Below are 23,971 nucleotides of genomic sequence, written 5' to 3' on the forward strand. Positions count from 1 at the left end.
GGGCGGCCGGGGCGGGTGGGGCGGACCGTGACTCAGGCGGGTCCGAGCACGGCCTGGGTCTGGGTGACCGAGGCCACCGGCCGCCCGTCGTCGTCGGTCACCTCGGTGAGGACGACGTCCGTCGAGCGGCCGACGTGCAGCGGGCGGGCGGTGGCGTGCGCGGTCCCGCCGCGGACCGCGCGCAGCAGCGACGTCGAGGAGGCGAGGGTCGACGTCGACGCCCCGGGCGGCAGGTTGAGGAAGGCGCAGACGGCGCCGACGGTGTCGGCCAGCGTCATCAGCGCGCCGCCGTGCAGCGCCCCGCCCGCGGTGCACCGCTGCGGCGCCCACGGCAGCCGGCCGGTGACCTCCCCGGGCCCGGCCCGGTCCAGCTCGACGCCGGTGGCGACGGCGAAGGGCATCAGCGCGAGCAGCTCGGCGGGGTCCACGGCGGCGATCCTGCCGGTTCCGGCGCGCAGACGGTGACCGCGGTCACGGATGGGTGCAGGATCGTGCTGACCTGCGGTTCGTCCCTCCGGGAGGCGTCGTGCGCATCGGGATCCTGACCGGCGGGGGCGACTGCCCCGGCCTCAACGCGGTCATCCGGGCCGTGGTCCGGTGCGGCATCGGCTCCGGGGACGAGGTGGTCGGCTTCCGCGACGGCTGGCGCGGCCTGCTCGACGACGACGCCGTCCCCCTGGACCTGCCCGCCGTCCGCGGGCTGCTGCCCCGCGGCGGCACCGTGCTCGGCACCTCCCGCACCAACCCCTACGCCATCGACGGCGGGCCCGCGCGGGTGATGGCCACCCTCGAGCGGCACGGGATCGAGGCGCTGGTCCCGGTGGGCGGCGAGGACACCCTCGGCGTCGCCGCGAAGCTGACGGGGGAGGGGGTGCGGGTGGTCGGCGTGCCCAAGACGATCGACAACGACCTCGACGGCACCGACTACACGTTCGGCTTCGACACCGCGGTCGGCGTCGCGATGGAGGCCATCGACCGGCTGCACACCACCGGCGACAGCCACCACCGGACGCTGGTCGTCGAGGTGATGGGGCGGCACGCCGGCTGGATCGCGCTGCACGCGGGGATGGCCGGCGGCGCCACCGTCGTGCTGGTGCCCGAGCGCCCGTTCGACGTCGAGGCCGTGGTCGCGCACTGCCTGCACCGTTTCGAGTCCGGCTACTCGCCGATCCTCGTCGTCTCGGAGGGCGCGCGGCCGGCCGACGGCGACCTGGTGACCGCCACCGGCGAGCGCGACGCCTTCGGCCACGTCCGGCTCGGCGGCATCGGCGCGGCGCTGGCCGCGCTGCTCGAGGAGCGCACCGGCCGGGAGGCGCGCGCGGTGGTGCTCGGGCACATCCAGCGCGGCGGCACGCCGTCGGCGTTCGACCGGGTGCTGGCCACCCGGTTCGGCCTGGCCGCGGTCGGCGCGCTGCACGAGGGGCGCTCCGGTGTCATGGTGGCGCTGCGCGGGACCGACGTCGTCCCGGTGCCGATCGCGGAGGCCACCGCGCGGCTCAAGCTGGTGCCGCTGGAGCGGTACGCCGAGGCCGAGGTGTTCTTCGGGTGAGGCGGGGGACCGCCGTACCCTCGACGGCGTGAGCCTGTCCCCATCCCCGCAGCCGGTGCCCGGTCTCGACCGGTGGCGCGAGCTCCCCGCCGCCCAGCAGCCGACCTGGCCCGACCGCGCCGCCCTCGACGGCGTCCTCACGACGCTGTCGTCCGTGCCGCCGATCGTGGCGCCCAGCGAGGTCGACGAGCTGCGCGGCCGGCTGGCCGAGGTCGCGCAGGGGCGGGCGTTCCTGCTGCAGGGCGGGGACTGCGCGGAGACCTTCGACCTCAACACCGACGCCCACCTGCAGAGCACCACCCGCACGCTGCTGCAGATGGCCGTCGTCCTCACCTACGGCGCGAGCGTGCCGGTGGTCAAGGTCGGGCGGGTGGCCGGGCAGTACGCCAAGCCGCGCTCGTCGGACACCGATGCCCTGGGCCTGCCGTCCTACCGCGGCGACATGGTCAACTCGCTGGAGCCGGTGCTCGAGAAGCGCATCCCCGACCCGAACCGGCTGGTGCGCGCCTACGCCAACTCGGCCGCGGCGATGAACATGATCCGCGCCTACGCGCACGGCGGCCTGGCCGACCTGCACGCCGTCCACGACTGGAACAAGGACTTCGTCGCGAACTCGCCGGCCGGCGTCCGCTACGAGGTCATCGCCCGCGAGATCGACCGGGCGCTGGCGTTCATGAAGGCCTGCGGGGTCGACGACAGCGCGCTGCGCGGCGTCGAGCTCTACAACAGCCACGAGGCGCTGATCCTCGACTACGAGGCCGCGCTGCTGCGGGTGCACGAGGGCCGGCCCTACGCCGCCTCGGCGCACTTCGTGTGGATCGGCGAGCGCACTCGCCAGCTCGACGGCGCGCACGTGGAGTTCATGTCGCGCATCGCCAACCCGATCGGCGTCAAGATCGGGCCCTCCACCACCCCGGAGCAGGCCACCGAGCTGGTCGAGCGGCTGGACCCCCACGGCGTCCCGGGCCGGCTGACGCTGATCAGCCGCATGGGCAACGGGAAGATCCGCGACGTCCTGCCGCCGATCGTGGAGAAGGTCACCGCGAGCGGCCACCAGGTCGTGTGGCAGTGCGACCCGATGCACGGCAACACCCACGAGTCCTCGACCGGCTACAAGACCCGGCACTTCGACCGGATCGTCGACGAGGTGCTCGGCTTCTTCGACGTGCACCGCGCGCTGGGCACCTGGCCCGGCGGCATCCACGTCGAGCTCACCGGCGAGGACGTCACCGAGTGCCTCGGCGGGGCCATGGAGATCAGCGACGAGGACCTCAACAGCCGGTACGAGACCGCCTGCGACCCGCGGCTGAACACCGGGCAGTCCCTGGAGCTGGCCTTCCTCGTGGCGGAGATGCTGCGTGGATGAAGGACCCCGCTGCCCCCCACCGTTCGCAGGCTCACGGCGGGCCCCTGCAGCGGGGCCGGAAAGACTGACGGGATGACCTCCTTCATCGACCTCCGCTCCGACACCGTCACCCGGCCCACCCCGGCGATGCGCCGGGCGATGGCCGAGGCCGAGGTGGGCGACGACGTCTACGGCGAGGACCCGGCGATCCGGGCGCTCGAGGAGCGGGTCGCGGACCTGTTCGGCCACGAGGCGGCGCTGTTCGTCCCGTCCGGGACGATGGGCAACCAGATCGGCATGCGGCTGGTCTGCGAGCCCGGCCAGGAGGTGCTCTGCGACGCCGACGCGCACGTGGTCACCTACGAGATGGGTGCCGCGGCCGCGGTGTTCGGCATCTCCACCCGCACGGTCGTCTCCGACGGCGGGCTGCTCGACGCGGACGCGCTGGTCGACCAGGTGCGCCCGCGCGGCGACTGGCACCTGACCGCCACCGCCGCCGTCGCCGTGGAGAACACGCACAACCGCGGCGGCGGGCGGGTGCAGCCGCTGGCCGAGCTCGAGCGGCTGTTCGCCTGGTCCCGCGACGCCGGCGTCGCCGTGCACCTCGACGGCGCCCGGATCTGGAACGCGTCCGTCGCCTCCGGCGTGGAGCTCGCCACCTACGGGCGGCTGGCCGACACCGCGTCGGTCTGCCTGTCCAAGGGCCTCGGCGCGCCGGTCGGGTCGGTGCTGGTGGCCTCCGCCGAGCGGATCGCCGCCGGCCGGCTGTGGCGCAAGCGCCTGGGCGGCGGCATGCGGCAGGCCGGGGTGCTGGCCGCGGCCGGGCTGTACGCGCTGGACTCCCACCTCGCCCGGCTGACCGAGGACCACGAGCACGCCCGGCTGCTGGCCAAGCGCCTGGGCGTCGACCCGGCCACGGTGGAGACCAACATGGTCGTCGTCGACGACGTCCCGGCGCCGGTCGTGGCCGAGGCCGCCAAGGCGCGCGGCGTGCTGGTGTCCCAGGTGAGCCCCCGGCGGATCCGCCTGGTCACGCACCTCGACGTCGACCGGGCCGCGGTCGACCGCGCCGGCGACGTCCTCGCCGACCTCCTCGACCGCTGAGGCGCCCGCCGGCCACCGCTGGGGTGGCCGGCGGGCGCCGCGGCTCACCAGGAGCTGAACAGCAGCCGGTTGGGCGTGCCGGCCCGGGTGGCGGTCCGCGAGAGCGTCACGTGGTTGGTCGTCGCGGCCGCGGTGACCGCCCCGGCGACCGTCGCCGGCGCGGCGCCCGCGTTGCCCTGCAGGTACAGCGCGGCGACGCCCGCGACGTGCGGCGTGGCCATCGACGTGCCGCTGATCGTGCTGGTCGCCGTCGGCGAGGTGTGCCAGGCGCTGGTGATGCCGACGCCGGGCGCGAGCAGGTCCACGCAGGTGCCGTGGTTGCTGAACGACGCGGCGGTGTCGGTGCGGTCGGTGGCGCCCACGGTGAGGGCGGCGGGCACCCGCGCGGGGGAGGAGGCGCAGGCGTCCTGGGCCACGCCCGCGGTGTTGCCGTTGCCGGCCGCGACGGCGTAGGTCACGCCGTCGGCGATGGAGTTGCGGACGGCGGTGTCGATCGCCGTGCTCGCCCCGCCGCCCAGGCTCATGTTCGCCACCGCCGGCGCGCCGGCCGCGTGGTCCGCGGTCACCCAGTCGATGCCGGCGACGACGCCGGAGGTGGTGCCGTTGCCGGCGCAGTCCAGGACGCGGACGCCGACCAGCCGCACGCCCTTGGCGACGCCGTACGTGGTGCCCCCCACGGTGCCCGCGACGTGGGTGCCGTGGCCGTTGCAGTCGTCGGCCGGGCCGCCGTCGACGGCGTCGTACCCGGAGACCGCCCGGCCGCCGAAGTCGGCGTGCGCGTCGTTGATGCCGGTGTCGACGACGTAGGCGGTGACGCCGCTGCCGGTGGCGGTGTAGCCGAACGTGCCGGACAGCGGCAGGTCGCGCTGGTCGGTGCGGTCCAGGCCCCACGGCGCGCCGGACTGCGCGCCCTCGGCGGTGACCACCTGGTCGCGCTCGACGGCGACCACGCCCGGGATGGCCGACAGCCGGCCCGCGGCGGCCTCGGGCAGCTCGACGGCGAAGCCGGTGAGCGCCGCGGTGTAGACGTGCGCGATCCGGCCGCCGAGGCCGCGGGCCCGGTCCGCCGCCTGGTCGGGCAGGGTCGAGCGGTCGACGGTGACCACGTAGGTGGCCCGCGGGCCGCCGTCGGCGGAGGCGGCGGAGGCGGGGCCGGCGGTGACGCCGAGGCCGGCGGTCGCCAGCGCGACGACGCCGACGGCCAGGGTGCGACGAGTGGGCAAGGACGGCTCCTCGGGGGAACTCCCCGCAACCGGGCGGCCGCGGCGGGATGCGAGCCAATCCCGTGCCGTAGATCACCGCAAGTGAAGGAACGAATCCGCAGGGTGACCGCGGCGTGTCGCCCTCCCCGGGCGCGCCGCTCAGGCGGCGGAGGACTCCACCGGACGGCCGTCGCGCAGGGCGCACAGCAGGGCGATGTCGCGGGCGTGGCCGCGGTCGGCGCTCGGCGTCTCGACGACGACCGGCACCCCGGCCATCGACGGGTGCGCCATCAGCTCGCCGAACGCGCCGACGCCGATCGAGCCCTCGCCGATGGTGGTGTGCCGATCCCGCTTGGAGCCGCGCTCGTCGAGGGAGTCGTTGGCGTGCACCAGCCCGAGCCGGCCCGGGCCCACGGTGGCCTCCAGCGCGTCGAGCGTCGCCGTCGTCCCGCCCGGGGCGGCCAGGTCGTGCCCGGCCGCCCACGCGTGGCAGGTGTCCAGGCAGACGCCCACCCTCGGGTGCCAGTCGAGCGCCGCGAGGTAGGGGCCGAGGTCCTCGACGGTGGCCGCCAGCGACCGGCCGCCGCCCGCCGTCGGCTCGACCAGCAGCCGCGGGCCGTCGTCGGGGAGGGCGTCGAGCACCGGCAGCAGCCGCTCGTGCAGCTGGCGCAGCGCGGCCTCGTAGCGGTCCTCGTCCACGGCGGAGCCCGCGTGCACGACGACGCCGCGCACGCCGAGCTGCACCCCTCGGGCGAGGTCGGCGGCGATCGTCTCGATCGAGCGGTCGACGGTCGCCGGGGTGGGGGAGCCGACGTTCACCAGGAACGGCGTGTGCACGAACGACGGGACGCCGCGTTCGGCCAGGCCCGTGACGAACGCGGCGTCCTGCGCGGGGTCGCCGGCCGACCGTTTCCAGCCGCGCGGGTTGCCGACGAAGACCTGCACCGCCTGCGCGCCGACGTCGTCGGTGTAGCGCAGCCCGCCGGTGGCCAAACCGCCGGCCACCTGGACGTGCGCCCCGACGGGGATCGACGTCACCCGAAGCTCAGCAGCAGGCTCACCTGGCTGCCCAGGTCGACGACGGTGCCCGCGCCGGGGCTCTGCCGGTACACGCGGTCGCCGGTGATGAAGGTGGACGTGGTGACCGTCAGGCCCGCGGCCTCCAGGGCCGCGGTCGCCTCGTCCTCGCCCATGCCGGTCACGTCGGGCACGGTCACCTGCGGCACGCCGATGGAGACCTGGATGGTCACCTCGCTGCCGTAGGGCGCCTCGGTGCCCGGGCCCGGGGTGACCGCCATGACCGCCCCGGTGGGGACGTCGGCGCTGCGGCCCTCGGTGCGGACGACGGTGAAGTCCTCGGCCTCCAGGTTGGCCTGCGCGGCGTCGGCGGGCTGGCCGACCACGTTGGGGATCGCGACCGGCGCCGGCCCGCGGCTGACGTAGACGACCACCGGGTCGCCGCGCCGGACCTCCGTGCCGGCCTCGGGCTCGAAGCCGGTGACCGACCCGACCGGGACGTCCTCGTCGTAGTCCTGCTGCTCGGTGGGGAGGACGGGGATGCCGGCCAGCGCCTCGCGCACCGCCTCGATCGGCTGCCCGACCAGGTCGGTGGGCACGGTGAACCGCTCGGGGCCCTTGGAGACCACCAGCTCGACGTCGGTGTTGCGGATCGCCTCGCCGCCGTCGGGGTCGGCGGAGATGACCACGCCCTCGGGCACGGTCTCGCTGAACTGCTCCTCGGCGAAGACCGGGTCCAGGCCCGCCTCCTGCAGCAGGTCGACGGCGGCGGCGCGGTCGCTGCCGACCAGCGCGGGCACCTGCGTCCAGCGGCCGGAGCCCATCCACCAGCCGATCGCGCCGACGGTGACCGCCAGCAGCAGCACGACGGCGACGGCCAGCCGCGCGCGGCGGCGCCGCACCTGCGGCGAGACGCCGGTGCGCTGCGGCGGGGCGGGCCGCCGCCCGCCGACGTCGGCCGTCGAGCCGGTGCCGACGTTCGGCAGCAGGCTGGTGCGGCCGGCGCGGGAGGAGCGGGCGCCGCCGAGCACCTCGGTGCCCGGCTCGGTGCCGCCGTCGCCGGGGTCGCTCGGGTGCCGGCGAGGGGGCCGGTTGGTCGGCCGGATGGTGGCGGGTCCCGCGGAGCTGCGCCCGGTGGGCACCGGCACGCGGGCCAGGCCCAGGTCGCTGCGGACGTCCTCGAGGTCGGCGAGGAAGGCGCCGGCGTCGAGCGGGCGGACGGCGGGCTCGCGGCGCGTCGTCCGCTTGACCAGCTCGTCGACCTGCCACGGCACGGCCGGCACCTCGGCCGAGGGCAGGGGCACGTCGTGGTGCACGTGCTGGTAGGCCACGGCCAGCGGGGTGTCGCCGCCGTAGGGCGGGTGGCCGGTGAGCATCTCGAACAGCACCAGCCCGGCGGCGTAGACGTCGCTGCGGGCGTCGGCGCGGCCGCGCTCGAGCTGCTCGGGGGACAGGTAGGCGACGGTGCCGATGAGCACGCCGCCGGTGTGGCTGGTCTGCCCGGTGCCGGTGAGCGCGCGGGCCAGGCCGAAGTCGGCCACCTTCACGGTGCCGTCGTGGCCGATGAGCACGTTCTCGGGCTTGACGTCGCGGTGCACGATGCCGGCGCGGTGCGCGGCCGACAGCCCGGCCAGCACCGGCTCGAGGACGGCGAAGGCCTCGGCGACGGTCAGCCGGCCGCGGGCCTGCAGCAGGTCGCGCAGCGTGCGGCCGCGGACCAGCTCCATCACCAGGAAGACCAGCCCCTGGTCGCTGCCCTGGTCGCTCACCCCGACGACGTTGGGGTGGCTGAGCATCGCGGCGGCGCGGGCCTCGCGGGTGAACCGGCCGACGAACGTCGGGTCGTGGGCCAGGTGCTCGGCCATGACCTTGACCGCGACCGTGCGGTGCAGCCGGAGGTCGGTGGCGGCGTAGACGGTGGACATGCCGCCGCGCGCGAGGCGCTCCTCGAGGCGGTAGCGCCCCTCGAGGACCAGGCCGACCACGGGGTCGGTCACGGCGGTGTCCACGGGCAGGAGTCTAGGAGCGCACCGCCCCGGAGCGGTCGGCACACGCGCAGGCGGGCGGGCCGCCACACCCTCCCGTCACACCGGTCACGGGAGGGGTCGCCCGCGTGCCCCCGCCCCGGCGGGGGTAGGCGTGCGGGCACCGATCGACGAGCGAGAGGACGAGCGCGTGAGCGAGCAGACACCCGAGCCGGGCCCGCAGGGCGAGGTCGAGCGCGGCGGCGCGGACGAGGGGAGCGGCGCCCCGGTCACCGAGACCGAGGTCGAGACGTCGAAGAAGCCCGAGGACCGCGACAGCGACGTCTGACGGTCCCGGCCCGGGGCACCCGCCCCGGGCTCAGGACAGCTCGAGCCCGGGGTAGAGCGGGTGCGCGGCGACCAGCTCGGCCGCGGCCGCGCGGGTCTTCTCGGCCAGGCCGCCGTCGACGACGTACCTCGCCTTCGACGGCGAGCCGTCCTTCGTGGCGGTCGGGCTGGTGTGCGACAGCACGTCGACGATCAGCTCGGCGGTGCGGTCGAACTCGGCGGCGCCGAACCCGCGGGTGGTCAGCGCCGGGGTGCCCAGCCGGACGCCGGAGGTGTACCAGGCGCCGTTCGGGTCGGCCGGGATCGCGTTGCGGTTGGTGACGATGCCGGCGTCGAGCAGCGCCGACTCGGCCTGCCGGCCGGTGAGGCCGAAGCCGGAGACGTCGAGCAGCACGATGTGGTTGTCGGTGCCGCCGGTGACCAGGCGGGCGCCGCGGCGGGACAGCCCCTCGGCGAGGGACACGGCGTTGTCGACGACGGCCTGCGCGTAGCCGGCGAACTCCGGCCGGCGGGCCTCGGCGAAGGCGACCGCCTTGGCGGCCATGACGTGCGGCAGCGGGCCGCCGAGCACCATCGGGCAGCCGCGGTCGACGGCGTCGCTGTACTCGGGCTGGGCCAGCACGAACCCACCGCGCGGGCCGCGCAGCGACTTGTGGCTGGTGCTGGTGACCACGTGCGCGTGCGGCACCGGGTCGAAGTCGCCGGTGAAGACCTTCCCGGCGACCAGGCCGGCGAAGTGGCTCATGTCCACCACGAGCGTCGCGCCGACCTCGTCGGCGATCTCGCGCATCTTCGCGAAGTCGACCTTGCGCGGGTAGGCGGAGTAGCCGGCCATGAGGATCAGCGGGCGGAACTCGCGGGCGCGGGCGCGGACGGCGTCGTAGTCCAGCAGCCCGGTCCCCGGGTCGGTGCCGTAGGAGGACTGGGCGAACATCTTGCCGCTGATGTTCGGCCGGAAGCCGTGGGTGAGGTGGCCGCCGGCGTCGAGGCTCATGCCGAGCATCCGCTGGTCGCCGAGGGCGTGCCGCAGGGTGGCCCAGTCCTCGTCGGTGAGGTCGTTGACGTGCCGGACGCCGGCCCGCTCCAGGGCGGGGGACTCGATCCGCTGGGCGAGGACCGCCCAGAACGCGACCAGGTTGGCGTCGATGCCCGAGTGCGGCTGGACGTAGGCGTAGGGGGCGCCGAACAGCTCGCGGGCGTGCTCGGCGGCCAGCGCCTCGACGGTGTCGACGTTCTGGCAGCCGGCGTAGAAGCGGTGCCCGACGGTGCCCTCGGCGTACTTGTCGCTGAACCAGTTGCCCATGGTCAGCAGCACCGCGGGGCTGGCGTAGTTCTCGCTGGCGATGAGCTTGAGGGAGGCGCGCTGGTCGGCGAGCTCCGCGCCGATCGCGTCGGCCACCCGCGGCTCGACGTCGGCGATGACCGACAGGGCGCTGCGGTAGGCGGTGGACGCGGCGGCGGCGTCGAAGGAGGGGGTCACGTCGCTCATGGGGGCTCCTGGCGGGTGTCGGCGTCAGCGGTGCCCAGGCGCCCGGCGGGGGAGTGCAGGCCGCTCCCCGGTGGTGCCCCACCTCGATGCGCCAGTCACGGCCCGCCGCCGATGGTAGCCGGGTCCCGCGCCGTCCTAGGCTCGGACCGTGCAGCCCGACGAGATGAAGACCCTCACGCCGGCAGAGGTCGCCGACGCCCTCGGGGTCTCGCCCAACAAGGTCCGGCAACTGGTCCGCGAGGGCAAGCTCATGGCCGTGCCGGGCAGCGGCAACAGCCGCATCCCCGCCGACTTCCTGCAGGACGGCGCCGTCCTGCGGCACCTGCAGGGGCTGATCACCGTCCTCAAGGACGGCGGGTTCAGCGACGCCGAGGTCTTCGAGTGGCTGTTCCGCGAGGACGAGTCGCTGCCCGGGACCCCGGTCGAGGCGCTGCGCGGCGACCGGCACACCGAGGTCACCCGTCGCGCGCAGGCCCTCGCCTTCTAGGAGCGCCGCCTTCTGAGTCGCACCGCCTGGGCGCTCGCGAGGCGGCGGGCGAAGATCCCGAGCCGGCGCGGCTCGGACACCGTCACCCGGCGGTCGAGCACCCGGTAGTCGGCGCGCTCGATCTCGGTGAGGATGCCGCCGTAGAGCGCCGTCGCCGCGCGGACGCAGTCCCGGGACTCCGGCGCGAGCATCGGCGTCCCGGGGGCCGCATCGTCGTAGCGGCGGCGGACGATCTCCACCATCTCCTGCATCAGCGCGCGGAAGCGGGCGTCGTACCGCTTGGCCTCGATCTGCTCGCGGGTGACGCCGTGGGCGGCCATGACGTCGGCGGGCAGGTAGACCCGGCCGCGGTCGGCGTCCTCGGCGACGTCGCGCAGGAAGTTGGTCAGCTGGAACGCCTCGCCCAGCGCGATGGCGTGCGGCGCGGCCTCCTCCTGCGTGACGCCGGGCGCGGTGCCGAGCACGGGCAGCACCTGCAGGCCGATCACCGACGCCGAGCCCCACATGTACCGGTCGAGCGCGGCGATGTCGGCGTAGCCGGTGACGGTGAGGTCGCTGGTCATCGCGGCGAGGAAGTCGACGAGGTGCTCGACCGGGATGCGGTACCGGCGGTAGGTGTGCACCGTGGCCAGCCGCACCGGGTCGTCGGACCAGCCGGCCTCCAGCTCGTCGAGCAGCGCCCGCGACCAGTCGGCGAGGTCGGCCGCGGGGTCGGCGCCGGGGTGGTCGACGAGGTCGTCGGCGGTGCGCGCGGCGGCGTAGAGCGCGTGGATCGCCGGGCGCCGGTCCGCGGTGAGCAGCCGGGTGGCCAGGTGGTAGCTCTTGCCGTGCTCGGCGTTGACCGCGGCGCAGTACCGGTAGGCGGCGTCGAGCCGCTCCTGCCGCCCGGCCTGGGTCAGCGGCCGCTCGGTCGCCGTCACCGCGTCACCGGCCCGGTGATCCGCTCGGCGGCCAGCCGGCCGCTGATGACCACCATCGGGACGCCGACGCCGGGCTGCACCGACGAGCCGGCCAGCACCACGTTCTCCGGGCCGCGGCGGGGCAGCGTCGGCGTCCGGAACGGGCCGGTCTGGCCGAAGGTGTGCGCCAGGGCGAACGGCGTGCCGGCCGCCATGCCCTGCCGCGCCCAGGTCAGCGGGGTGTCCACGTGCTCCACCTCGATCGCGTCGGAGATCCCCGTCCAGCCGCGGGCCTCGAGCACACCGAGCACCTCGTCGCGGTAGCGGGGGGCGAGGGCGTCCCAGTCGATGCCCGGGTTGCCGCCGGAGTGCGGGTCGAGGTTCGGCGCGGGCGCCACGACGCTGAGCACCTGCCCGCCGCCGGGCGCCAGCGACCGGTCGGTGACCGAGGGCATGCTCACCAGCAGGCTCGGGTCGCTCATCGGCCGGCCGTCGCGGGTGAGCTCGTCGAACACCTGCCGCCAGGCCGCGCCGAAGCTGATCGTGTGGTGCGCCTGCCCGGGCAGCTCGGCGTGGACGCCGAGGTGCAGCGTCACGCACGACGGCGAGTAGGTGGGCCGGCGGCGGCGGGAGAACCCGGGCACCAGCCGCTCGGGCACGTCGGTGGTCACGACGACGGCGTCGGCGGGCAGCCGCTCGCCGCCCGCGAGGCAGACGCCGGTGACCCGCCGGCCGCGCAGCTCCAGCTGCTCCACCGTCGCGCCGTACCGGAATCCCACGCCGGCGTCCGCGGCCGCGGCGGCCATCGCCCGCGGCACCGCGCCGATCCCGCCGACCGGGTGCCAGACGCCGGCGCCGATGTCGAGCTGGGCGATCACGGCGTACGCGGCGATCGCGCGGAACGGCGACACCCCGGCGTAGAGCGCCTGGAAGCTGAACAGCCGCCGCAGCCGGTCGTCGTCGAAGAACCGCGCGACGTGCGAGGACAGCCGGCCGAAGCCGCCGCGCCGGACCAGCGCCCACAGCTCGGGGCCGAGCAGGTCCAGCGGGGTGTCGAGGTTGCGGTCGATGAAGGTGGCCAGCTGCAGCCGGTACAGCTCGGCGAGGTCGGCGAGGTAGCGGCGCAGCGCGGCGGCCTCGGCCGGGCCGGCCAGCGCCTCGACCTCGGCGGCGAACCGGTCGGCGTCGGCGTGCACGTCCAGGTGCGAGCCGTCGGCGAACTGCGCGCGGTAGGTGGTCTCCAGCGGCAGCAGCGTCAGCCGGTCCTCCAGCTCGTCGCCGACGGCGGCCAGCGTGTCGGCGACCAGCTCCGGCGCGGTGAACACCGAGGGGCCGGTGTCGAGCACGTAGCCGTCGCGGGCGACCACGCCGGCGCGCCCGCCGGGACCGTCGCCGCGCTCGACGACGGTCACCTCGCGGCCGGCGCCGCGCAGCCGCAGCGCCGTCGCGAGACCGGCGAGGCCGGCACCGACGACGACGACCCGGTCGGTCGGCCCGGGGACGGTGCGCACGCTCAGGCGGTCCGCGAGGTCGCGGCGACGGCGAGCGCGTCGAGCGCGGCGCGGGCCTCGTCGGCGATCGGGGCGGCGGCGATCGCGCGGCGGGCGGTGGCGGTGCGCTCCGCGATCCGCTCCTCGACCCGGGCGCGGGCGCCGGTGTCCTCGATCAGCCGGCGCAGCGCGTCCAGCTGCTCGGCGTCGCAGTCGGGGTTGCCCAGGCAGGTGCGCAGCAGCCGGCGGCCGGCGTCGTCGGCGGCCTCCTCGGCGAGGGCGACCAGCAGCGTCTGCTTGCCCTCGCGCAGGTCGTCGTCGGCGGACTTGCCGGTGACGGCGGGGTCGCCGAACACGCCGAGGACGTCGTCGCGCAGCTGGAACGCCTCGCCCAGCGGCAGGCCGACGGCGGTGTAGACGTCGGCGGCGCGCGGTCCGGCACCGGCGATGGCGGCGCCGAGCTGCAGCGGCCGCTGGACGGTGTAGCCGGCGCTCTTGTAGCGGGCGACGGTGAGCGCGCCCTGGGCGCCGGGCAGGCCGCCGGCGGCGCGCAGCAGGTCCAGGTACTGCCCGGCGGTGACCTCGGTGCGCATGGTGTCCCAGACGGAGCGGGCGCGGGCCAGCGCCGGGGCGCTGATGCCCGAGCGGCGCAGCAGCTCGTCGGACCACACCAGCGCGAGGTCGCCGACGAGGATGGCCGCGCCGACGCCGAAGGCCTCGCCGTCGCCGGTCAGGCCGCCGTCGCCGTGCCGCGAGGCGAACCCGATGTGCGTGGCCGGCCGGCCGCGGCGGGTGAGCGCGCCGTCCATGACGTCGTCGTGGACCAGGGCGCTGGCGTGCACGAACTCCAGCGCGGCGACCGCGCGCAGCACCGCGGCGTCGTCCTCGGCCGGGCCGCTGACGTCCTCGGTGACCCCGCGCCAGCCCCAGTACGCGAACGCCGGGCGCAGCCGCTTGCCGCCGTCGGCGAGCGCGCACACCTCGTCGACGACGGGGGTGAGCGCCGGCGCCATCCCGGCGAGCGTGGTCCGCTGCTCCTCGAGGAAGCCGGTCAGCGCCGCGGACACCGCGCCGCGGATCCGGTCCAGGTCGGCGGCCTCCAGGGGCGGTGCCAGGGGCCGGACCACGGACTCTGCCTCTGCCGCCCCGGTGATCACGCGGCCAGTATCGCCCCATCGAGTAGTGCGCGTCCTGTCCAGGGGCCGGTGGTGGGCGCTCACGGGACCTCCTCGCCGCTCTGCCATCGCGTTGCCGTGGTCTTCCCCGGGTCTTCTGCCGGGAACGTGTGGACGGATGCAGCGACTGCGGCTCCCCGTACCCTCGGCACCCGTGACCCGAAGCGTCCGCGAGCTGCTCGCCTCGTCGCGGCCCACGTGGTCGTTCGAGTTCTTCCCCCCGAAGACGCCCGAGGCCGAGGTCCAGCTGTGGACGGCGCTGCGGCAGCTGGAGCGGCTGCGGCCGTCGTTCGTGTCGGTCACCTACGGTGCCGGCGGCTCCACCCGCGAGGGCACCGTGGCCGTGACCGAGCGGATCGCCGCCGAGACGACGATGACGCCGCTGGCGCACCTGACCGCGGTCAACCACTCGGTCGCCGAGCTGCGGCACGTCGTCAGCCGGCTGGCCGCCGCGGGCGTGCGCAACCTGCTGGCGCTGCGCGGCGACCCACCGGGCACCGACCCGCAGGCCGAGTGGGTCCGGCACCCCGAGGGCCTGGAGTACGCCTCGGAGCTGGTCGAGCTGATCCGCTCGATGGGCGACTTCTCCGTCGGCGTCGCGGCCTTCCCCGAGCGGCACCCGCGCTCACCGGACTTCGAGACCGACGTCGAGATGTTCGTGCGCAAGTGCCGCGCCGGCGCGGACTTCGCGATCACGCAGATGTTCTTCCGCGTCGAGGACTACCTGCGGCTGCGCGACCGGGTCGCCGCCCACGGCTGCGACGTGCCGGTCATCGCGGGCGTCATGCCGGTCACCAACGCGCGGCAGATCGCCCGGATCGTGCAGCTGTCGGGCCAGGCGTTCCCCGAGGACCTGGCGGCGCGGTTCGCCGAGCTCGACGGCGACTCACCCGAGGAGAAGGCGGCGGTGCGTGCCTACGGCGTCGAGGTGGCGACGGCGATGTGCCGGCAGCTGCTGGACGAGGGCGTGCCCGGCATCCACTTCATCACCATGAACCGGTCGACGGCGACGCGGGAGGTCTTCACCAACCTCACCGACGCCGGCACCGGGACCTCGGTGCCCTCGACGCTGGCCGCTATCCCCTGACCGGACCGGCTGCTGCGCGTCGCGCGGGCAGCGGAGCTCGCCGGCTCGCCACGGTGCGGGCGAGCCGTCGTCTCCTCGTCGGTCAGAACGGTGGGGGTTCGTCGTCCGGTCCGGCCGGTGGCGGTGGTCCGGGATCGTCGGGTGGCGGGTCGGGTTCGGCTGGTGGTGGTCGCATGCCCGGTGGCCGGGTCGTGCGGGTGATGCCCGACGGGGTGGTGACGGTGAGGGTGCCGTCGGCGGTCATCTCGAACCGCCAGCCCTTCGCGAAGGTCTTCACTCGGTGGTGGCTGCGGCACAGGCAGCAGAGGTTGGCGCAGTCGGTGGTGCCGCCGTGGGCGTGGGGGATGACGTGGTCGGCGTCGGCCCAGCCGACCCGCTGGCCGCAGGTGGGGAAGCGGCAGGTGCGGTCGCGGGTGTGCACGAACCGCCGCTGCGGCGCGGAGGGTGCGTAGCGGTCGGTCGGCTCGGGCCGGTCGAGCACCGCGCACCCGCAGGCGGCCTCGGCGGGGTGCTCGGGGCAGCCGACCCGGGCGAGCCGGCGGAGCTGGTCCAGGGTGGTGGTGGCGCGCAGCGTGCCGTCGTCGTCGACCAGCGCGAGGGTGACCGACCCGCCCTCGGGAACGCGCAGGCCCAGCGCGTCGAGCTGCTGCAGGAGTTCGCGGAGGTGGGCGGCGGTGATCGGCAGCCCGTTCACCGCACCCGCCTCCGGGGAGCGGCCGGTCAGCGCGCTGAGGGTGGTGATGATCTGCAGGTGGGCGGTGACCGGCGGGTGGCCGGTCTCCCACGGGCGGTGCAGCGGGTCGGCGTAGACCAGGGTGCGCAGCTGCCCGAGCGGGCGGGGATCGCCGTCGGCCTTGAGCCTCCGGGCGAGGGCGTCGACGAGGGCGTAGCCGGCGGCGGCGACGTCGGCGGGGAGGTCGGCGGCGAGGGTGGCCATGCCGTCGAACGGGCAGTCGTAGAGCCGCACGTCGGCGTGCCGCTGCGCGGTCTCCCGGCGGCCGTCGATGGCGTCGGCGTCGGCCTCCTGCAGCAGCGCCAGCGCCTTCTTCTTCAGCTTGCCCACGGTCAGGCCGGTGACCTCGGGCAGCAGCCGGGCCTCGATCCGGCGCGCGATCGCCGGGCCGGTGTGCTCCAGCACGTCGACCAGCGCCCTGGCGCGGGCCTCGTCCAGCTCCCCGGCGGCCAGCGCCGCCCGGGTCGCCGGCAGGTGCGAGCGGTAGGTCCACGCCCGCTGCGCCAGGTGGGAGGCGGTGCCCCGGCCGACGTTGAGCACGAGTGCGAGTTCGGCGGTGAAGAACTCCGACACCCCGGGCAGCTCGGTGTCCGGGGCCCATGAACCACTCCTCGCACCGGGCGTCGCGGGCGCGGGGTCGGTGTGGGCGGGGCGGGCGTCGGCGAGGCGGAGCACCAGTTCGGCCTCGTAGGCGGCCTCCATCGCCTTGCGTGCCTGCACCCGCTGCAGTTCGGCGGCGGCCTGCTCGTCCGACAGCAGGGACACCGGCAGTCGCCCGATGGTGACCGGCTGGTCGAGGAGCACGCCGACGAGTGCCCGTTCGATGGGCGAGACGTACTCCGCGACCTCCTCCACACCCCGCACGCTACGGCCGGGGTACGACAGTTTTCACAGGTCAGTGGGCCATACGGCCGAAGCGGATCACTGCACGCTGACGCGGCGACCGGGCTCGAGGAGGTCGGTGGTCATGCGGGCGGCCCTGCGCAGCGCCTCGCGCTCGGCGGCGTACCCGCCGAGGACGCCGACCACCGGCAGCTGGGCCAGCGCCCGCGCGCCGATCCGCCCCTTGGGGCGGGCGTCGAGCGCCTCGTCGATGCGGCCGAGCAGCCGGGAGGCCCGCCAGATGGTGCGCACGATGCCCCGCAGGCCGGCCCGCTCCTCCTTCGCGCCGATCGCGGTCTCGGTGTAGGCGCCGCGCACCCGTTCCAGCAGTGGACGGACCCGGCCGGGCGGGAGGTCGCGGTCGAGCAGGACCTCCGACAGCAGGGAGACCCGCACGGCGGGGTCGGTGACGCCGTGCTCGTTGGCCACGCCGAGCACCACGAGCGACTGGACCGCCGTCCCGACGGTGTTCTGCAGCGGCAGGAGGTCGGCCAGCCGGCCGGCCACCCGCGGCAGACTGCTCGCGACCGCGCCCACCTGGGCGGCCTGTTCGGCCCACCAGGCGTCGCGCTGGGTGGTCGGGAGGTGCGGTGGACGGGCCAACCGCCGCACGAGAGGGGCGGTGAGCCGGTCCAGCCGGCGCAGGACGTCGACGACGACGGCGTCGCTCAACGGAGGAGCCATGCCCCAGCGGTACCCGTTGGCGCGGCCGGTCCATGCGCGGGCGGTGCAGCGGCGACGGCGAAGCCGTCGGCCAGTGCGTTCCCCCGGCGCCGCGGGCCGCCCGTGCGCGGCGCTCGTACCGTGGCCGTCATGGCCGCACGCGGGTACGGGCGGGCCCGCCGCTGGTCGGTCGTGGTCGGGCTGGTCGCCGTCCTCGCGTCGCTGCCCGCGCTCGTGGGCGCGCTGCCGGCCGCCGACGCCGACGTCCCCGCCGCCGACCTGCGGGACGCCGTCCTCGCCAGCGACGGCGTCGGCTTCTCCGGCTACGCCGTCTCCGCCGGAGGGCTCGCGCTGCCCGTGGGTGACCAGCTGCCCGCCGTCGCCGACCTGCTCAGCGACCGCACCGCGCTGCGCGTCTGGTGGCGCGGACCCGAGGAGCACCGCGTCGACGTCGTGTCGGCGACGGGGGAGACCGGCGTGCACGTCGACGTGGGCGGCACGTGGACGTGGGAGTACGAGTCCGCGACCGCCACCCGCACCGCCCCGGCCCCGCTCGCCCTGCCCACGGCGCCGGACCTGGTGCCGGCGACCCTGGGCCGGCGGCTGCTGTCGGAGGCCGCCGACGACGAGCTGTCCCGGATCGGCGCCCGGCGGGTCGCCGGCCGCGACGCGCTCGGCCTGCGCCTGGTGCCCGCGGCGCCGGCCGCCTCGGTGGCGCACGTCGACGTCTGGGCCGACGCGGGCACGGGCCTCCCGCTGGCCGTGGAGGTCGTCGCCGACGGCGCGTCGGTCCCCGCGCTCGACACCCGCTTCCTCGACCTCGACCTGACCGTCCCCTCAGCCGGCGTCGTCGCGTTCGTGCCGCCGGCCGACGTGCGCGCCCGGGCCGGCCAGGACGCCGAGGGCCTGCTGCGCGAGGCCGACCGCCGGCTGCGGCTCGTCCCGCTGCCCCGCGAGCTGGCCGGCCTGCCGCGGCGGGAGCTGGCCGGCGCGCCGGAGGTGATCGGCGTGTACGGCAGCGGCGTGACGCTGCTGGCGGTGGCGCCGGTCCCCGGCCGGCTGGCGGCGGCCGTCCGCTCCGCGCTGGCCGCCTCGCCCGACGCCGTGCGCGACGGGCGCGGCACCCGGGTCGCCGTCGGCCCGCTCGGGCTGATGCTGCTCGACACCCCCGGCTCCGGCACCTACCTGCTGACCGGGACCGTCACCCTCGACGCGCTCGCCGACGCCGCGGCCGGCCTCCCCGGGGCGCCGTCGTGAGGGTGCCGTCGTGAGCTCGGTGATCGTCACCCGGGGGCTGGTCAAGCAGTACGGCCGGGTGCGCGCGGTCGACGGCATCGACCTCGACGTCCGCGCCGGCGACGTCTACGGCTTCCTCGGCGCCAACGGCTCGGGCAAGACGACGACGGTGCGCATGCTGCTGGGCCTGGTGCTGCCCACCCGCGGCGAGGTCGAGCTGCTGGGTGAGCGGATGCCGCGGGCCGGGCGCCGGGTGCTGCCCCGCGTGGGCGCGCTGATCGAGGGCCCGGCGCACCACCGGCACCTGTCCGGCGCGGCCAACCTGGCGCTGCTCGACGCCGCCGGCCCGGGCGGCTCGCGCCGCACGCGGCGCCGGCGGATCGCCGAGGTGCTCGACCAGGTCGGCCTGGGCGGGGTGGGCCGGCGGAAGGTCGGCGCCTACTCGCTCGGCATGCGCCAGCGCCTGGGCCTGGCCGGGGCGCTGCTGCGCCGGCCGGAGCTGCTGGTCCTCGACGAGCCGACCAACGGCCTGGACCCGCAGGGCATCCACGAGATCCGCGAGCTGCTGCTGGAGCTGCACCGCGGCGGGACGACGGTGTTCCTGTCCAGCCACCTGCTGGCCGAGGTCGAGCAGCTGTGCAGCCGGGTCGGCGTCCTCGACCGCGGGCGGCTGGTGCTGCAGGACGAGATCGCGCGGCTCACCGCGCCCACCGGCGCCACCGTCGTCGACACCCCGGCGCCCGAGCGGGTGCGCGCCGTGCTCGACGGGCGGGTGCTCGGCACCGACGGCGGCCGGGTGGTGGTGCGCGGGGCGGACCCGGCGGAGGTCAACGCGCTGCTGGTCGGCGCCGGCGTCCCGGTGGCGGGGCTCGCGCTGCAGCGGCCCACGCTCGAGGAGGTCGTGCTCGCCGCCGCGGGCACCAGCGCGGACCGGGTGGAGCGGGCGTGATCGGCAGGGAGCGGGCGTGATCGGCAGGGAGCGGGCGTGATCGGCACGGAGCTGCGCAAGACCTTCGGCCGGCCGCGCACCTGGGCGACGATCGCCGTCCTCAACGCGCTGCCGGTGCTGGTGGCGGTGCTCCTGCAGGTCACCGACCTCGCGCCGCGGCCGGGCGAGGGCCCGCCGTTCCTGTCCGCCGTCCTCACCAACGGGCAGCTGTACCCGCTGGCCGCGCTGGCGATCGTGCTGCCGCTGTTCCTGCCGATCGCCGTCGCGGTGGTCAGCGGCGACGCCGTCGCGGGGGAGGCGCAGGCCGGGACGCTGCGCTACCTGCTCGCCCGCCCGGCCGGCCGCACCCGCCTGCTGGTGGCCAAGCTGGTCGCGGTGCTGGCGTTCGTCGTCGTGACCGTCGTGGTGGTCGCCGCGGTCGGCTACGTCGTCGGCCAGCTGCTGTTCGACGCGCGGCCGGTCGCGGGCGGCACGTCGGTGTCGGGGACGTCGCTGACGGCGGAGGAGCTGGCCGGCCGGACGCTGATGGCGATCGGCTACGTCGCCGTGTCGATGCTCGGGGTCGCGGCGTTCGGGCTGTTCTTCTCCACGCTCACCGACTCGCCGCTGGCCGCCGCGCTCGGCGCGCTGGCGGTGCTCGTGACCTCGTCGCTGCTGTTCACCCTCGACGCCGCCTCGCCGATCGCGCCCTACCTGCCCACGCGCTACTGGCTCGCGTTCGTCGACCTGTTCCGCGACCCGGTCCTGTGGCGCGACGTCGTCCGCGGGCTGGCGCTGCAGGGCGTGTACGTCGGCGTGCTGCTGACCGCGGCGTGGGCGAACTTCACCACCAAGGACGTGACCAGCTAGCCGCCGAGGCGGGCGCAGTCGGCCGGGCCCAGCGGGACGGGGTCGCCCGGCGCGAGCTCGGCCAGCACGATGGCCTGCACCAGCGGGTCGCGCGGCAGGTCGCCGTGGCCCACCTGCGCCTGCGCGCACACCGACTGCACGGTCAGGTTCAGCGCGCCGTCGAGGCGGGCGGAGTCCGGCGGGGTCACCGTCGCGTCCTGCGTCGTCCACACCGACACCCACGTCGGCCCGGCGGGGGTCTCGTCGTCGGCGTTGAGACCGGCGAGCAGCTCGCTGTCGGTGGCCAGCTGCCGGCAGGCCTCGGGGCACTGGCCGGGCGCGACGCCGGCGGCGAGGTCGGCCAGGGTGGTGCCGTGGTGCGGCGAGCCGAGGGTCACCACCCGGCGGGCCACCTCGCCGCCGTCGCCGGCGGCCCACAGCCTGGCGACGACGCCGCCGGCGGAGTAGCCGACGACGTCGACGCTCTCGGCGTCCGTGCGCTCGAGCGCGGCGTCCGCGGCGTCGTCCAGCGCGCCGGCCGCGGCGGTGAGGTCGCCGGTGCCGTTGCCCGGCAGCGCGACCACCGTGGCGTCGCGGCCCTCGGCGGTCAGCCGGTCGGCCAGCGGCGTCAGCGAGCCGGTGGCGCCGCCGTAGCCGGGGACCAGCAGCACCGGGCCGGGCTCCTCCTGCGACACCGGCGCGGCCGGGCCGGGCCCGTCCGCCCGGGTGAGGAGCAGCACGGTCGTCGCCACGGCGGCGACGAGGAGGAGGGCCAGCACGGCGAGGACCAGGCGGCGGCGGGCGGGGGACAGGCCGGCGAGCACCCGTCCACTGTCCCCGGTCCGGCCGGGGTCCACCCCGGCCGGGAGACACTGCGCCGGTGAGAGGGTGCGCGTGCTGAGCCGCGACGAGTACCTCGCCGAGTGGTCGCGGTGGCACGGCGGCACCGACCCGGCCGCGAGCCGGCTGGTGCACGGCTGGCTGTCGCTGGCCTACGCGCTGGCCCGCGCGCTGTCCTGGCTGCCGCCGCTGGCCGCCACGGCGCTCGGCCTGCTGGTCGCGCTGGCCGCCGTCGGCCCGGCGCTGGCGGGCGGCGCGTGGCTGGTCGCGGCGGGGCTGCTGATCGGGCTGTCCGGGCTGCTGGACTCCCTCGACGGCGCGCTCGCGCTGGCCGGGGGGCGGGCGTCGCGGCGCGGCTACGTCCTCGACTCCGCCGTCGACCGGCTCACCGAGGCCGCGTACGCGCTCGCGCTGTGGGCGGCCGGGGCACCCGGCTGGCTGGCCGCCGTCTTCGGGGCGCTGTGCTGGCTGCCGGACTACCTGCGTGCCCGGGCCGGGCAGGCCGGGGTGGCCGAGACCGGGGCGATCTCGGTGTGGGAACGGCCCACCCGGGTGGTGATGGCCGGGTTCACCGTCGGCGGGGCCGGGATCGTCGCGGCCACCGGTCTGGACGCGCTCGCCGGCGTCGACGACGGCCCCGCGGTCGTGGTCACCGCCGGGGCCGCCGTCGGGGCCGCGCTCGGGCTGGTCGGGACCGCCCAGCTCGGCGTCTCGCTGCGCCGGGCGCTGGGGGACTAGTCGTTCGCCTCGGCGTGCTCGGTCAGGCGGTCCAGCGCCGACTGGTGGTCGGGCTCGGGGTCGCTGCGCCAGCCGCAGGCGCAGACGGCGACGTGGTCGCCGAGGCTGCCCTTGCCGTGGCCCAGGTCGAGCTTCTCCATGGTCGCGAGGGTGTGCTGGTCGCTCATGGGACGCACCTACCCGATCCGTCCCGCTGCACGCCGGGGCGCGTGTGACCGGGGCCGCCTTCTAGGGTTTGCGTGCTCGCCGTCCCACCCCGCTCGCCCCGAGGAGCCCCCGTGCCCGTCGTCGTCACCGGCTCCATCGCCACCGACCACCTGATGACCTTCCCCGGTCGGTTCACCGAGCAGTTCGTCGAGGGGCAGATGGAGAACGTCTCCCTGTCCTTCCTCGTCGACGACCTCATCCAGCACCGCGGCGGCGCCGGCGCCAACATGGCCTACGGCCTGGGCCTGCTCGGCCTCTCGCCGGTCCTGGTCGGCTCGGTGGGCAGCGACTTCGCCGACTACGACGCCTGGCTGACCCGGCACGGCGTCGACACCCACGGCGTGCGGTGGTCCGAGCTCAAGCACACCGCCCGGTTCGTGTGCACCACCGACGCGGTCAACAACCAGATCGCGTCCTTCTACTCGGGTGCGATGAGCGAGGCCGGCGAGATCGAGCTCGGGCCGGTCTGCGACCGCGTCGGCCACCCCGACCTCGTCGTCATCGGCCCCAACGACCCGAAGGCGATGGTGCGGCACACCCAGGAGTGCCGGGACCGCGGCTACCCCTTCGCCGCCGACCCCAGCCAGCAGCTGGCCTGGGCCGACGGCGAGATGATCCGCGAGCTGGTCGACGGCGCGGACCTGCTGTTCACCAACGAGTACGAGTCGGCGCTGCTCACCCAGAAGACCGGCTGGGACGCCGGCGAGATCCTCGCCCGGGTCGGCACCTGGGTCACCACCCGCGCCGCCAAGGGCGTGCTCGTGCGCCAGCAGGACGCCGCCCCGATCGAGGTCATCGCCGTCCCCGAGACCAAGCCGGTCGAGCCCACCGGCGGCGGCGACGCGCTGCGCGCGGGGTTCATCGCCGGCCGCACCTGGGGGCTGGGCCTGGAGCGGGCCACCCAGCTGGGCTCGGCGGTGGCCACCGAGGCCGTCGAGGTCGTCGGCACCCAGGAGTACGAGCTGCGCCGCGAGCCCTTCCTCCGGCGGTTCGCCGCGGCCTTCGGCGACGACGCCGCCGCCGAGGTCGCCGAGCACCTGCCCGCCTGACCGCCTCGCCCGGGTGGCGGGCGGTCAGCCGCCGCGGACCTGCTCGCCGATCGAGGGGTCCTCGGCCCACGTCGCGTAGGGGATGCGCGGGATCGCGCGCACCTCGCCGACGGTGCACCACTCGTTGCCGCCGAGCCGGGCCAGCGGCCGCAGCGCCTCGATCCGCGGGCGGCCGTCGCGGACGGCGTCGGCCCACACGCTGACCCACTCGACCCGGCCGAAGACGACGGTGCTGTCGCCCAGCCGCAGCGTCGAGTGCAGCGTGCACTCGATGCTCACCGGCGACTGCGCCACCCGCAGCGCGCCCACCCGCTCGCTCGGCTCCAGCCGGATGCCGGCGGCCTCGGCCTCGCTCTGGTCGGGCGGGAAGTCGGTGCCGGTGGCGTTGGCCTGCTCGAACAGCTCCTCGGGCACCAGGTTGACCGTGAAGTCCCCGGTGGCCTCGACGTTGTTCAGCGAGTCCTTGCGGCCCACCGAGGTGAACTGCACGACCGGCGGCCGCACGCACGCCACGGTGTAGAAGGAGTGCGGCGCCAGGTTGTGCACGCCCTCGGCCGAGCGGCTGCACACCCACGCGATCGGCCGCGGGACCACCACCGAGTTCATCACCCGGTAGAAGTCCGTGGGGCGCATGTCCCCGGGGTCGAAGGCGGTGCGGGCCGGGCTGCTGGAGGGCGAGGTCACGCCCCA

The 23,971-nt window shown here is 76.1% G+C and carries 24 protein-coding genes and 1 riboswitch; of the genes, 11 read left to right on the plus strand and 13 right to left on the minus strand.

The window, feature by feature from the left end:
- Positions 1–32: 32 nt before the first annotated feature.
- Complete coding sequence (locus ACI8AR_RS03400) at positions 33–428, minus strand: PaaI family thioesterase (RefSeq protein WP_457049720.1); 396 nt, start codon at positions 426–428, stop codon at positions 33–35.
- A gap of 98 nt (positions 429–526) precedes the next feature.
- Here ACI8AR_RS03400 and ACI8AR_RS03405 point away from each other — a divergent pair, with 98 nt between their 5' ends.
- The 3 genes from ACI8AR_RS03405 to ACI8AR_RS03415 all read left to right on the plus strand — a co-directional run bounded on the left by ACI8AR_RS03405 (position 527) and on the right by ACI8AR_RS03415 (position 3,998).
- Entirely contained in the window at positions 527–1,549 is a 1,023-nt protein-coding gene (locus ACI8AR_RS03405; protein ID WP_457049721.1) for an ATP-dependent 6-phosphofructokinase, read from the plus strand.
- A 28-nt stretch (positions 1,550–1,577) separates the two neighbouring features.
- Positions 1,578–2,915, plus strand: coding sequence for a class II 3-deoxy-7-phosphoheptulonate synthase (locus ACI8AR_RS03410; protein ID WP_457049722.1), 1,338 nt, complete (start codon positions 1,578–1,580; stop codon positions 2,913–2,915).
- Between the two features lie 72 nt (positions 2,916–2,987).
- Positions 2,988–3,998: a threonine aldolase family protein gene (locus ACI8AR_RS03415; RefSeq protein ID WP_457049723.1), complete on the plus strand. Its 1,011-nt coding sequence runs from the start codon at positions 2,988–2,990 to the stop codon at positions 3,996–3,998.
- A 44-nt stretch (positions 3,999–4,042) separates the two neighbouring features.
- On the opposite strand, the gene ACI8AR_RS03420 is transcribed toward ACI8AR_RS03415, so the two are convergent.
- The 3 genes from ACI8AR_RS03420 to pknB all read right to left on the minus strand — a co-directional run bounded on the left by ACI8AR_RS03420 (position 4,043) and on the right by pknB (position 8,226).
- The gene (locus ACI8AR_RS03420; RefSeq protein ID WP_457049724.1) at positions 4,043–5,221 is read right to left on the minus strand and encodes a S8 family peptidase; all 1,179 of its coding nucleotides are present in this window, start codon (positions 5,219–5,221) and stop codon (positions 4,043–4,045) included.
- A 138-nt stretch (positions 5,222–5,359) separates the two neighbouring features.
- Complete coding sequence (locus tag ACI8AR_RS03425; protein ID WP_457049725.1) at positions 5,360–6,238, minus strand: deoxyribonuclease IV; 879 nt, start codon at positions 6,236–6,238, stop codon at positions 5,360–5,362.
- Positions 6,235–8,226 (minus strand): Stk1 family PASTA domain-containing Ser/Thr kinase, encoded by a 1,992-nt coding sequence (gene pknB, locus ACI8AR_RS03430; RefSeq protein ID WP_457049726.1) that lies wholly within the window; start codon positions 8,224–8,226, stop codon positions 6,235–6,237. Before pknB ends, ACI8AR_RS03425 begins: the two co-directional genes overlap by 4 nt.
- Before the next feature lie 166 nt (positions 8,227–8,392).
- On the opposite strand from pknB, the gene ACI8AR_RS03435 reads away from it, so the two are divergent.
- Positions 8,393–8,530, plus strand: a complete 138-nt coding sequence (locus ACI8AR_RS03435) for a hypothetical protein (protein ID WP_457049727.1) — start codon at positions 8,393–8,395, stop codon at positions 8,528–8,530.
- A 30-nt stretch (positions 8,531–8,560) separates the two neighbouring features.
- On the opposite strand, the gene ACI8AR_RS03440 is transcribed toward ACI8AR_RS03435, so the two are convergent.
- Complete coding sequence (locus tag ACI8AR_RS03440) at positions 8,561–10,018, minus strand: glycine hydroxymethyltransferase (protein WP_457049728.1); 1,458 nt, start codon at positions 10,016–10,018, stop codon at positions 8,561–8,563.
- 25 nt (positions 10,019–10,043) lie between these two features.
- Positions 10,044–10,127: riboswitch (ZMP/ZTP riboswitch) on the minus strand.
- Between the two features lie 39 nt (positions 10,128–10,166).
- On the opposite strand from ACI8AR_RS03440, the gene ACI8AR_RS03445 reads away from it, so the two are divergent.
- The gene (locus ACI8AR_RS03445; RefSeq protein ID WP_457049729.1) at positions 10,167–10,505 is read left to right on the plus strand and encodes an Rv2175c family DNA-binding protein; all 339 of its coding nucleotides are present in this window, start codon (positions 10,167–10,169) and stop codon (positions 10,503–10,505) included.
- Here the strand turns inward: ACI8AR_RS03445 and ACI8AR_RS03450 are convergent.
- The 3 genes from ACI8AR_RS03450 to ACI8AR_RS03460 are packed head-to-tail and all read right to left on the minus strand — an operon-like array spanning position 10,502 to position 14,021.
- Entirely contained in the window at positions 10,502–11,425 is a 924-nt protein-coding gene (locus ACI8AR_RS03450) for a phytoene/squalene synthase family protein (RefSeq protein WP_457049730.1), read from the minus strand. The genes ACI8AR_RS03445 and ACI8AR_RS03450 overlap by 4 nt on opposite strands.
- Complete coding sequence (gene crtI, locus ACI8AR_RS03455; protein WP_457049731.1) at positions 11,422–12,915, minus strand: phytoene desaturase family protein; 1,494 nt, start codon at positions 12,913–12,915, stop codon at positions 11,422–11,424. Before crtI ends, ACI8AR_RS03450 begins: the two co-directional genes overlap by 4 nt.
- Positions 12,916–12,917: 2 nt before the next feature.
- Positions 12,918–14,021, minus strand: a complete 1,104-nt coding sequence (locus tag ACI8AR_RS03460; protein ID WP_457049732.1) for a polyprenyl synthetase family protein — start codon at positions 14,019–14,021, stop codon at positions 12,918–12,920.
- A 202-nt stretch (positions 14,022–14,223) separates the two neighbouring features.
- Here ACI8AR_RS03460 and metF point away from each other — a divergent pair, with 202 nt between their 5' ends.
- A complete protein-coding gene (metF, locus tag ACI8AR_RS03465) occupies positions 14,224–15,156 on the plus strand; it encodes a methylenetetrahydrofolate reductase [NAD(P)H] (protein WP_457049733.1) in 933 nt (310 codons plus the stop codon).
- Between the two features lie 82 nt (positions 15,157–15,238).
- On the opposite strand, the gene ACI8AR_RS03470 is transcribed toward metF, so the two are convergent.
- Complete coding sequence (locus tag ACI8AR_RS03470) at positions 15,239–16,744, minus strand: DUF222 domain-containing protein (protein WP_457049734.1); 1,506 nt, start codon at positions 16,742–16,744, stop codon at positions 15,239–15,241.
- A gap of 66 nt (positions 16,745–16,810) precedes the next feature.
- Positions 16,811–17,455 carry a hypothetical protein gene (locus ACI8AR_RS03475; RefSeq protein WP_457049735.1) on the minus strand — a complete coding sequence of 215 codons (645 nt, stop codon included), beginning with the start codon at positions 17,453–17,455 and terminating at the stop codon, positions 16,811–16,813.
- Positions 17,456–17,584: 129 nt separating this feature from the next.
- Here ACI8AR_RS03475 and ACI8AR_RS03480 point away from each other — a divergent pair, with 129 nt between their 5' ends.
- The 3 genes from ACI8AR_RS03480 to ACI8AR_RS03490 are packed head-to-tail and all read left to right on the plus strand — an operon-like array spanning position 17,585 to position 20,468.
- Positions 17,585–18,691 carry a transcriptional regulator gene (locus ACI8AR_RS03480; RefSeq protein ID WP_457049736.1) on the plus strand — a complete coding sequence of 369 codons (1,107 nt, stop codon included), beginning with the start codon at positions 17,585–17,587 and terminating at the stop codon, positions 18,689–18,691.
- Between the two features lie 10 nt (positions 18,692–18,701).
- Entirely contained in the window at positions 18,702–19,619 is a 918-nt protein-coding gene (locus ACI8AR_RS03485; protein ID WP_457049737.1) for an ABC transporter ATP-binding protein, read from the plus strand.
- Positions 19,620–19,655: 36 nt separating this feature from the next.
- Positions 19,656–20,468 (plus strand): ABC transporter permease, encoded by an 813-nt coding sequence (locus tag ACI8AR_RS03490; protein ID WP_457049738.1) that lies wholly within the window; start codon positions 19,656–19,658, stop codon positions 20,466–20,468.
- Here the strand turns inward: ACI8AR_RS03490 and ACI8AR_RS03495 are convergent.
- Positions 20,465–21,271 (minus strand): lipase family alpha/beta hydrolase, encoded by an 807-nt coding sequence (locus tag ACI8AR_RS03495; RefSeq protein ID WP_457049739.1) that lies wholly within the window; start codon positions 21,269–21,271, stop codon positions 20,465–20,467. The genes ACI8AR_RS03490 and ACI8AR_RS03495 overlap by 4 nt on opposite strands.
- 64 nt (positions 21,272–21,335) lie before the next feature.
- Between ACI8AR_RS03495 and ACI8AR_RS03500 the strand changes: the two genes are divergently transcribed.
- Entirely contained in the window at positions 21,336–22,025 is a 690-nt protein-coding gene (locus ACI8AR_RS03500) for a CDP-alcohol phosphatidyltransferase family protein (RefSeq protein ID WP_457049740.1), read from the plus strand.
- Here the strand turns inward: ACI8AR_RS03500 and ACI8AR_RS03505 are convergent.
- A complete protein-coding gene (locus ACI8AR_RS03505; RefSeq protein ID WP_456926622.1) occupies positions 22,022–22,192 on the minus strand; it encodes a hypothetical protein in 171 nt (56 codons plus the stop codon). The two genes, ACI8AR_RS03500 and ACI8AR_RS03505, sit on opposite strands and share 4 nt — an antisense overlap.
- 111 nt (positions 22,193–22,303) lie before the next feature.
- Between ACI8AR_RS03505 and ACI8AR_RS03510 the strand changes: the two genes are divergently transcribed.
- On the plus strand, positions 22,304–23,281 hold the full coding sequence (locus tag ACI8AR_RS03510) for a carbohydrate kinase family protein (protein WP_457049741.1): 978 nt from the start codon (positions 22,304–22,306) through the stop codon (positions 23,279–23,281).
- 24 nt (positions 23,282–23,305) lie between these two features.
- On the opposite strand, the gene ACI8AR_RS03515 is transcribed toward ACI8AR_RS03510, so the two are convergent.
- Positions 23,306–23,965 carry a flavin reductase family protein gene (locus ACI8AR_RS03515; RefSeq protein WP_456937942.1) on the minus strand — a complete coding sequence of 220 codons (660 nt, stop codon included), beginning with the start codon at positions 23,963–23,965 and terminating at the stop codon, positions 23,306–23,308.
- Between the last annotated feature and the right edge of the window lie 6 nt (positions 23,966–23,971).

It is taken from the genome of Geodermatophilus sp. SYSU D01036 (assembly GCF_054050435.1).